The 10,186-nt window shown below is 39.7% G+C and carries 7 protein-coding genes and 1 pseudogene; 6 read left to right on the forward strand and 2 right to left on the reverse strand.

The features are described from left to right. Positions 1-191: 191 nt before the first annotated feature. Positions 192-1,684 (reverse strand): annotated as a pseudogene (gene tnpC, locus AC1DUW_RS14570) (IS66 family transposase). A gap of 370 nt (positions 1,685-2,054) precedes the next feature. On the opposite strand from tnpC, the gene AC1DUW_RS14575 reads away from it, so the two are divergent. The 5 genes from AC1DUW_RS14575 to AC1DUW_RS14595 all read left to right on the forward strand — a co-directional run bounded on the left by AC1DUW_RS14575 (position 2,055) and on the right by AC1DUW_RS14595 (position 8,269). After that, entirely contained in the window at positions 2,055-2,837 is a 783-nt protein-coding gene (locus tag AC1DUW_RS14575) for a DeoR/GlpR family DNA-binding transcription regulator (RefSeq protein ID WP_477642817.1), read from the forward strand. A gap of 425 nt (positions 2,838-3,262) precedes the next feature. Then, positions 3,263-6,442, forward strand: a complete 3,180-nt coding sequence (locus AC1DUW_RS14580; protein ID WP_477642818.1) for a discoidin domain-containing protein — start codon at positions 3,263-3,265, stop codon at positions 6,440-6,442. Between the two features lie 322 nt (positions 6,443-6,764). Then, a complete protein-coding gene (locus tag AC1DUW_RS14585; protein ID WP_477642822.1) occupies positions 6,765-6,863 on the forward strand; it encodes an S-layer homology domain-containing protein in 99 nt (32 codons plus the stop codon). Beyond that, entirely contained in the window at positions 6,826-7,089 is a 264-nt protein-coding gene (locus tag AC1DUW_RS14590) for an S-layer homology domain-containing protein (protein ID WP_477642823.1), read from the forward strand. The genes AC1DUW_RS14585 and AC1DUW_RS14590 overlap by 38 nt, the downstream gene beginning before the upstream one ends. A 97-nt stretch (positions 7,090-7,186) precedes the next feature. Beyond that, positions 7,187-8,269 carry a HupE/UreJ family protein gene (locus AC1DUW_RS14595; RefSeq protein WP_477642819.1) on the forward strand — a complete coding sequence of 361 codons (1,083 nt, stop codon included), beginning with the start codon at positions 7,187-7,189 and terminating at the stop codon, positions 8,267-8,269. 288 nt (positions 8,270-8,557) lie between these two features. On the opposite strand, the gene AC1DUW_RS14600 is transcribed toward AC1DUW_RS14595, so the two are convergent. Continuing rightward, entirely contained in the window at positions 8,558-9,406 is an 849-nt protein-coding gene (locus AC1DUW_RS14600; RefSeq protein WP_477642820.1) for a COG4705 family protein, read from the reverse strand. A 473-nt stretch (positions 9,407-9,879) separates the two neighbouring features. On the opposite strand from AC1DUW_RS14600, the gene AC1DUW_RS14605 reads away from it, so the two are divergent. Further along, positions 9,880-10,186 (forward strand): recombinase family protein (locus tag AC1DUW_RS14605; protein WP_477642821.1); only part of this gene is annotated, 307 nt, incomplete at its 3' end.

A 10,186-nucleotide genomic window follows, 5' to 3' on the forward strand; every position in this document is an offset into this window, starting at 1 on the left:
CCTGTAAATATAGAGGTACAAGGAGAAATCCGAAACGTAGGTACGGTTGGAAATTCCTTTTTAGAAGAGATAGAGTAATCGGTCTTCAAGAAATGGGGGTAAATTGTGTTTAATGATATCCCTTTAAAAGTAAACGACAAATAGACCTAAAGATATCATAAAATTGATTTTTTAGGTCTATTTTTATTCTTTCATTTATTAGGGCTAGGCACCCTACATATGGATGGCAGGTCCTGTGACCATGGCAGAATGCGTTCGACTTCTTCTTTGCTCGATAGATAGATATTGGGCTTAATCTCAAACAAGTACCGAAGATAATGGTAGGGGCTCAGTCCATTCTCTTTTGCCGTTTCAACCAGACTGTACATAATGGGCTTCCTTTGGCACCTCTCGGTGTATTGGAAAACATCCAGTTCTTTCTTCCAATCACAAACGGTTTTATGGAACGTTCGCTACGATTGTTATCGATTTCCAGACGGTTATCCAATAAAAAAGCTTCAAGATGCTTCCATTGGTTTAAACAATAGGTGATGGCTTTGCCCAGTGCACTTTTAGGAAGTACACGATCCTTTTGTTCATGAAGCCACGCGGAAAAACGGTCCAAGATAGGCTTGCTTTTTCGGAGCCTTTGTTCATAACGCTCCGAAGGGGCGGCATTCTTCAGCGTTCTTTCGACCGCATACAATTGATTACAGAAGTTCAGCCCTTCCCTCGCCTTTACCATTTTTCCTTTTTGCGAATCGGGCAAAGCCTTCAATGCTTCATCAAATTTGCGTCTGGCATGCGCCCAACATCCCACAAGCGTCACATCCGGCACATGGTTGTATCCACTGTATCCATCCACGTGCAAATAGCCTTGAAAGCCTGTCAAGAAGCGTTTCGGATGTTCCCCAGCTCTTGTTTGCTGATAATTATACAAGATAATGGGAGTGTCATCGCGCCCGGTACGGTATAGCCAAAGATACGACTTGGCAGTGGCAGCCCGGCCCGGTTCCCGTAAAACTTGGAAAGTGGTTTCATCCGCATGCAGGACCGTCCGGTCCAGCAGATGTTCATGCATCCTTTTATATAAAACACCCAACCATTGGTCAGCTCCATATAACAGCCAATTCCCCATCGTCTGGCGTGACAAGTGAATGCCCATTCGTTCAAAGTGCTTTTCCTGTCGATAAAGTGGAAGTCCTTCCACATATTTTTGTGTCATGATATACGCCATAATAGAAGGAGAGGCAATGCTTTTCGGAAAGGCGGAAGCCGGCATTTTCGCTGTGACAATCGGTGTGGATAGTTCGTCAGCTTCACATTTGCGGCAAGCATATACATATCTTTTGTGTTCCGTCACCTTTACTTCTGCGGGAATGATTGTCAGTTCCTTGCGGATTTCCACACTCATTTCGTGCAATGCACTGCCACAACATGAACAGGCTTGTTCCTCGTCAGCCAAACGATATTCAATCGTTTCAACCGGTTCGGGCACTTCAGGATCGGATTCTTTCTCAGCCTCATTAAACAGTTCCAAAGCGAGTTGGTTTTCTGGTGTTTTTTCGCTGGACGTACCGAACCGTTTTTGCTGGCTGAGACGGAATTGTTCCTCGTACCACCTCACCTTTGCGGTGAGTTCCGCCACCTGAGCTTGAAGGGATTCAATTGTAGAGGGGGGAGTTTGCTTCGTCATCTTTTTCATAAAAGAATATATTCTCCACGATTCGTCACAGCCCTTCTTTTTCAAACAATATTATACAATTTTAGCAGCAAAATGTCTGTTTTATGGAACATTATTTCATATCACTGAGAGATTGGGATTTTTAATGCTTGAATATCTTAACGTTGTAAATCCGCGTTTTGCTGGCGGTACCCGGTACCGCCGACATTTTAACGAAAATATACGCTAAGGAAAAATACTGAGAAAGCTTGTATGTACGCATCCATATGTAAAAACTTTACAAAAATCTCACATGAGTTAGGTTGTGAACTTATGCGAATTTGTGTTATTTATAGAATAAGTAAAATTAAGAAATACCAAATTTACCTAATAACTAAAGCAGGTGAAAATATTGTTAGCTCATGAGCGTCATGAAAATATAATGGAATGTTTGCGAAAAAATAAGTCTGTCAAGGTGTCTTCGATCACAAAAACGTTTGGTGTGTCTACCGAAACAATCCGCAGGGATTTTGAATATCTCGAGAAAGAAGGGTATATAAGAAGGGTGCGCGGTGGAGCGGTTTTAGATAATACGAACAGTCAAGAAATCAATTTCTCATTGCGGGAAACCAAAAATATTGAGGAAAAGATGGAAATAGCGAAGATTGCTGCACATTATGTTACAGAAGGACAATCCATTGCATTAGATGTCAGCACAACAAATACCGAATTGGCGAAAGAATTAAAAAGCAGGTTTCAAAGACTTACCATTTTAACAAATTCCTTAATCATTGCCAATGAACTTTCTGAAATGCCTCATTATACGATTTTGATGCCCGGGGGTGTACTCCGAAATGAAGAATTATGCCTGGTAGGTTCTTTGGCGGAAGAATTTTTTAAAGGATTTCACATTGATACTTTTTTTATGAGCATCAGTGGTATTTCCTTGACGGAAGGGCTGACGGATTACGGTTTAGGTGAATACCAAGTGAAAAAGAAAATGCTTGAGAATTCTCAAAGTTGCATTGTGCTAGCGGATAGCAGTAAATTTGATGTTGCCTCATTATTGAAAGTCTGCCATTTTGAAAGGGTTGACCGTATTATTTCTGATTCAAATCTATCCGAAAAGGTACTGCAGAAATATAAAAAAGAAGGTATTGAAATTGTGAATAAGATTATTTTGGAGGAAAAGTAGCCGTCTACTTTCCTTTTTTTTATGTGTTTTTTAAACTCAGTTTATCTCATTTCAGCTTCTCTCCTCAAATTTCAAGTAGAAAAATAAAATCACTATCAGCTATTTTATGTGTAGTTGTGTGTTTTAGTGTAATTTTGCATAAAAATAACAATAACTTACACGATTTTTACAGAAAATCAATAATGATTGTGTATTATTTGTTTGTACAATAGGTATTTTGTGCGATTGTGTTATCTTTTATGTTATTTTGAGGTGGTGTCTATTGTCACGTATTCCCCCTATTCTGTTGTCATCATTGCTGTAATCGTATTTGGCTTTTCTAAGTAATTCCGCATCAAAGTTTGGCTACGGTTTTGTTTTTCACTCAATTTTACAAGCTTTTTGAACAGACTCTTAAAATAATTAAAATATGGAGGTTTTCTGTAATGAAAAGAATTTTATCTATTACCCTCGCATTCACGATGATATTCGTTATGTTATCGACCACCGCAGAAGCACTTACAAACAAGTCGAACGACAAAATCGTCAAAATCGACAATATGCAGCCGGTTTACGGTCAAACGATCACCGCCAGTGTGATCAAGGGTAAAGGTTCAAAGGACAAAAATCTAACATTTCAATGGCAAGTACAGGAATCACGTATAAGCGATAAATATATTAATGTGAAATCGAGTGGTACATCCAAAAGCTACACCGTAACGTTAAATGATATTGGTAAAAAATTGCGCGTTGTAGTTTCAAAGCGAAATGGTGCCAGTAAAACTTCAACTTCATTGCCCACGAACGCAGTATTAAATGCCAACCACCTTATTGCATCGATGAAATTTGACAATAATTTAAAGGACGATGCAAATCAAGAGAACTTGGAAGGGAAAGGAAATTATAGTTTTGTAGACGGTGTATTACCCGGGACCAAAGCTCTGCACTTAGAAAGCGGAGACGGTAATTATGTCGGTACGAAGCATAGCTTGAAATTTGATAATGACAGTTTTACCACATCCTTCTGGTATAAGGGTGCAACTAACAATAATCAGGTAATATTATCAAACAAGGATTTTACTAAGAGCTCTAACGAAGGCTGGGCGATTTATACATCAGCCAATTCGGTCAATATGAATTTAGGATTCCCTACCACATCAGAAAAATTTGGGCGCGACACGTTTAATGCTTCCGATTGGCGTTACGTGACATTTGTTGTAGACAGAGATAAAATGCTCGGATCGTTGTATATTGATGGTTACAAAATGTCTGAAACTTCGCTGGGGGTCGGAACTTTAGATACTTCGAACCCATTAAATATAGGTAGCGACGGATTAGGCAAGCATGGCGGTAATTCATTCGATATAGCTGATCTAAATGTTTGGAAAGGTGCATTTAGCAGTGATGTAGTTCAAGCTAATTATAAGAGTTACGGTGTAAATAAAGTAGATATGAATGCACTTAACGACACAATATCAGAGGGAAATAAAATAATAGCAAAAGGTCTCGGCAAAGGCTTCAGCAAAACCGATTTTGATTATTTGAAAAAGGTTTTGAATACGGCAACTTCGGTTGCAACAACGCAAAAAGTAAAATTAAATACACAGGAAACCATCAATTATTACGAACGTGAACTAAACAACGCCATATTCATCTATCAAAAAAGCAATAAAACATTAACTCCCGCCGGTTTAAATATGATTGTGGACAGCGACCCGGAAGTAAGTGCTAATCCCGCAACAATCGCGCGCATTGAAAAAGATTACAGAACAGAACTGAGAATATTCCCACAGGCCGACGTACTCTTTATTCCTGGCGACGTTACCGGTGGTAACAACGCCAATGAATATGTGTGGATGAAAAATCTGACAGACATATACAATAAACTTAAAGGCGAGGGTCTGTTTGACAATACGAAGCTTTATATGGTAAGAGGCAACCATGATATGGGCGGCGCCGAACAATTTATACCTGTCGGTTCGGCAGGCGCGTGGAACGCCTCAACGAATTCATACGATAACAATTTCTTTAATAGTGCTTATAGGGTAAAGGTAAAAGGATATAATATTGTGGGTTTTGACGGAAATTATAACAACGACAATACCGTGGGGAAAACCAAAAATTTACTCAACCAAATTAAAACAGAAGCGGATTACGATCCAACCAAACCCATATTTGTATCTTCTCACTACCCTATAAGCGGAACCGTGTGGTCAGGGAGATGGAGCAGCGCGGCAAGTAATAATGTAGGTAAATATATTGACGACAATGACTTGTCGCAGGTGGTATATATGTCAGGTCATACGCAATACGACCCGACCGACGAACGTTCTCACTATCAAGGTTCGGCTACGTTTCTCGACAGCGGTGCGAGTTCATATTCCAGTTATATTGATGACGGTCCGTACGGCGGATATGTAGAAGGCTCGTATATCAACTATAAAACCACACCTCGCATCGTGAATTTCTTAGAGGTTTACGGTTCGAAAATTATCATCAAACAGTATAATTTAAGTACAGATGAATATGTAGGCATACCTTCTGTAAAAATCGTTGGTGAAGGGAAAGAGGCCTTTACCTATAGCAGGAGCGATATAAGAGAACTCATAGCTCCGCAGTTTGAAGAGGGTATTACGGTCGATTCCTACAAAAACAATGAACTTGCTTTTACAATAAAGCAAGCAAATGACAATGTGCGCGTTTTGGAATATAATATTCAGCTTATCAACAAGCTCACGGGGAAAGTGGACAAATCGTTTAACAGCCTTTCGCTGCCGCTAGACAAACCATTCGATGAACACAGGGAATACAAGTTTACAGATTTGTCGCCGACTACTCCATATATACTCAGGGTATTCGCCGACGATTCCATGTATAACCGTTCGTCGCAGGACATTGACATTGAGGCTCAAAGTGTTAATTTAAACAGCATCACTGCGCCTGCTGACATAACAGGGTTGACAATCGGAACGGCGAAGACAGCGGACGCCCTTGGATTGCCAAAGACAGTATCGTTGGATACCGATGCAGGCAGGGGAGAAGCCAATGTGACATGGAATGTAGATGCTTCAAACTATGATCCCACTGTAAAGACTGCACAAACCTTCACTGTCAATGGAACTGTAACTTTGCCAACTGGGGTGAAAAATCCCAATACGGTCCCTTTGACAACAAGCATTAAAGTAACGGTTAATAAGATCCCTCAGTCTCAAATGACGGCAACGGCGACAAGTCAGGAAACGATTGGTGAAAATAATTCAGCATCCATGGCGATTGACGGAAATTCACAAACTTTTTGGCATACAAAGTGGGATAAATCTGATGTTCTCCCCCAATCGATCACCTTAAATCTTGGAGGAACTTACCCAATCGATAAGGTCGCGTATTTACCAAGGCCATCAGGCAGCAACGGAAATATTACAGGATATAACGTTTATGTAAGTACAGATGGAGTGACCTTTACTAAAGTTGCAAGCGGAACTTGGGCAAACGACAATGCGGAGAAAGTAGCAACTTTTGATCCGACAGAAGCATCGTACGTCAAGCTCGAAGCAACAGCAGGTGTTAACGGCTGGGCAACGGCTGCGGAGATTAGCGTCCTTGAAACAGAAACTGAAAAGAATTAGCTTCTAACTTAAAAGAATTTATTGTATTGAATTCACGCAGGTGTCATCACATTAGTGAAATTTAGGATGGATCGGTAATGAAACTGGGGGAGATCAATTTTCTCCCCCTTATTGATTTGGACGATTAATAGTACCAAAGGTGTACTAAAGCTGCATTTCCTCGCTCTGCAACGGGATACCGGCTCATATTTCATATGTAATGTGACAGTCGCTGGCGCCGTCGGTGTAGAAATTGACCTAATTGTTGTCCAGTCGGTTGTTGTGAAAGATATTGACAGACACTGGGGGTAAAGACGCCATTGAGAAGCTTGCTAGCGCAGGAGTGATTACCGGATATGATGGCGGGACGTTCAAGCCGAACAAAACGATTAACCGTGAAAAAAATGGTTATTATTCTATCCCGTATTGTGGACTTAAGTAAAGTGGACAAAGATGCTTCCAAAGGCAACTTTGCGGATATAGCAAGCGCAAGCTCTTATGCAGCAAATCAAATCAAGGTTGCGGAAAAAGCGGGAATCATCAGCGGCAAGGGCAATGGCTTATTTGATCCGAAGGGCAACTCCACACGCGCAGAGGCGCTTACGATCGTTCTGAACGAATTGAACCTTAACCCTCAAGTAAAAACACTCTTGAACAGCTTGAAATAAGTCGAGCAACATGTTCAAATTGCAGAATGAACGTTCGTAACCGGATAAACTATATTGCAGATTGTAATACTAACATTTCATGAAAAGAGGTTCCGCTATGAAGCAGCATTCATTTCTGTCCATGTTCATCATCATGATCTTATTATTTTTTGGGACTGCCACAACTTCACTTGCGCATTCCATAAATATGAATTACTCGGATTTAAACATTGAAGGGAACGAGATTCTCTATGATCTTTTTATTGAACAAACAGACTTGTTTCCACAATTCGGTACTGACTTGGATAATCTGGTGAACGATGAACTGGCCTCGCAAAAAATCGAATCCTATCTACAGAAAGATCTTCGCATAGATGCGGATTCGAAGCCCTTAACGATGGAATTGGTTTCGATGAACATGGCGCAAAAGGGTGCCGTAAGAGGCATGGAATTTCACCTGACGTTTATCGCCGATGAAGAAATCGAACAATTTAATCTTCATTACGATCTGGTGTTTGACGATGCGCCTGCTCATACGAGTGTACTCATGGTCCATGCAGGGGAATATTTTCAGCAGGATATGATTGATAGCACTAATAGAGATATTCTGATCAACCTTTCCGAGGACCTTCCCCAGGACCTTCCCCAGCCTGAAATTGGATCCGTCCTATGGAAATACTTTGTACTTGGAATCGAACACATTTTGACCGGATACGATCATTTGCTGTTTTTGGTATCCTTAGTATTAATCGCATCTCGCTTCAAGGATGCGTTGGAAATTGTTACTGCTTTTACAATCGGCCACAGCATAACACTATTCTTGGTGGCCACCGACCGTATTCAGGTCAGTTCGCATTGGGTTGAAGCCTTGATTGCCCTGACGATCTGTTATGTGGCAGTGGAAAATATGTTTGTACAAAAGACGAAATGGCGGTGGCTATTGACGGCCTTATTTGGCCTGATTCACGGCATGGGCTTCGCSGGGGCTTTGGCCGAAACGGGACTTCCAAAGAGCAATCTGATTGGCTCACTCCTGACGTTTAATTTAGGTGTGGAAGCGGGCCAGCTCATGTTCCTATGCCTATTACTTCCCTTCTTGCTATGGCTGCGAAGGTTCCCATGGTATCGTAAAATGATGATCTCAACGTCTTGCCTTATTTTTGTACTGGCATTTTATTGGTTGATTCAAAGACTGCAATGAGGCCATGATTTGAATAATACGAAAGGGCGCGTTTATGGAGTAACGAAAAAAGCTCAATTCCTCTCATTTAATGCTGAGAAATTGGGCTTTTTTTATTGGAAAAACAGATTTTCCAAAAGGTACGAGTTTTGGAACAAATAATAACTTTTTATGAAATGTGCTTTTTAAATTTTATTCAACAATTGGGCCAGATTGTGGAACAAAAAAAAGAGCACGGAAAGAAATATTTCTTATTTACTTTCCGCGCTTTTTAAGGACTCTTTAGGTTGCCCTTTATGTTTTTAAGTTTTAATTCACTTGGTGATTAGATTCATCTAATTTCGATTTACTTATTGCAAACTGAATAATGATGCAGATAACAAGAATGGCAAGTAAAATAGCGGAAGCGATTTCTGTACCATTTTCTAAACCTAGACCGCCTTTTTCGTGAGGTTTAATCAAATAATCGCCGAATGTTGCTCCGAAAGGACGAGTCAACACGAATGCTAACCAGAATAAAAACACTCTATTTATTTTTGTAAACCAATACGCTAAAAGAACTATTAATATTAACCCGCCTGTAACCATAGCGCCTTGAGCAATTGTAAGTCCTAAACCTTGTTCCAGATAATTACCACCACCTGCTAACGTTCCGACTCCTGAAGCTTTGTGCGATAAAAAATCTCCTGCTGCTGTTCCTAGTGTATTAGAAACTAGAATGGCTATCCAATATAGAACTTCAACGCGTTTTGTTGCAATACTCTTAACGTTTAATGTTGGCTCAGTGATATACCAAAATAAAAAAGTAATAGCCAGCACACTTACTAATAACAGTGAACCTTTCATATATCCTAGTCCCAATGAACGGTCCATAAAGTCAGAAAATGCTGTTCCCGCAAGACTTGTTGATAAAATAACAGTCCAATAAACAGGAGGAACATATTTCTTAACAACCAATTGAATGGTCAAAAAGATAGCAAAAACACCAACGAAAAACAGTAATGGGATTAGGTAATTATCTTCTGTTCCGGGTACAGTAACTAAATCGCTGCCTGTTTCTCCTAACGTTGTGGCGGCAATCTTCATAATCCAGAATAGGAGTGTCAATTGAGGAATCTTGTTAATTGACGAATTCACGATTTTTTTTGTAGTTGACATTTAAATTTCATTCCCCTTTCCATTTTTATTTTAAATTACAATAATTAAAAGAAGATGAAAAAAAGATGAAAAAAGGCTTAAAAAAGAATGTGGGCAGAAAAGAATGTCAATAACAGAGTGGGAATCTGGTAAAAAAGACTAATATTAATATTATGTTTGTGAAGTAATCTACTCAAACTATTGGGTGCTTCTCTTCAACAAGACAACATAAAGATCTTCCACAATCGGGAGCGATTGCTGAACAATAAGCAGTTAATGATTGGATGTAATCTTAAGGAACCCAGCTAATCTTCTCATGTGAAGATAGCTGGGTTTCTTAATGGGATGTGCAAAATAACACTTGAAATAAGTGCAAATTATCGGTCAAAGTGACATCGCCCTCAAAATAACCCTTCGAAATGTCCAGAAGTTAGTCTAGAATAAAATTACAGAAGTTAATAAACTTTTAGACAAATGAAAAGAGGTTATACATAATGGCTATTATAGGATACGGACGTGTAAGCACCATTGATCAATCATTAGATTTACAGGAAGAGAAGTTAAAGGAATATGGCTGTGAGAAGATATTCATGGAGAAACAAAGTGGTGCTAAAAGTGATCGTGAGGAACTGATTAAGGCGTTGGACTATTTAAGGGAAGGTGACAAGCTGGTTGTTTACAAAATAGACAGACTAGCTAGGAGTACATTTGATTTACAAAAGATTGGTAAGGATTTAGAAGAACGTGGAATAGCTTTAGTATTCATCAAAGAACAGATTGATTTTAGTACACCATCAGGAA

The sequence above is a fragment of the Peribacillus sp. P4_C12 genome (genome assembly GCF_056402095.1).

Coding starts and splice junctions, on each gene's coding strand:
- AC1DUW_RS14580 (WP_477642818.1), top strand. CDS start 3,263: ATGAAAAGAATTTTATCTATTACCCTCGCATTCACGATGATATTCGTT.
- AC1DUW_RS14590 (WP_477642823.1), top strand. CDS start 6,826: ATGGTTATTATTCTATCCCGTATTGTGGACTTAAGTAAAGTGGACAAA.
- AC1DUW_RS14600 (WP_477642820.1), bottom strand. CDS start 9,406: ATGTCAACTACAAAAAAAATCGTGAATTCGTCAATTAACAAGATTCCT.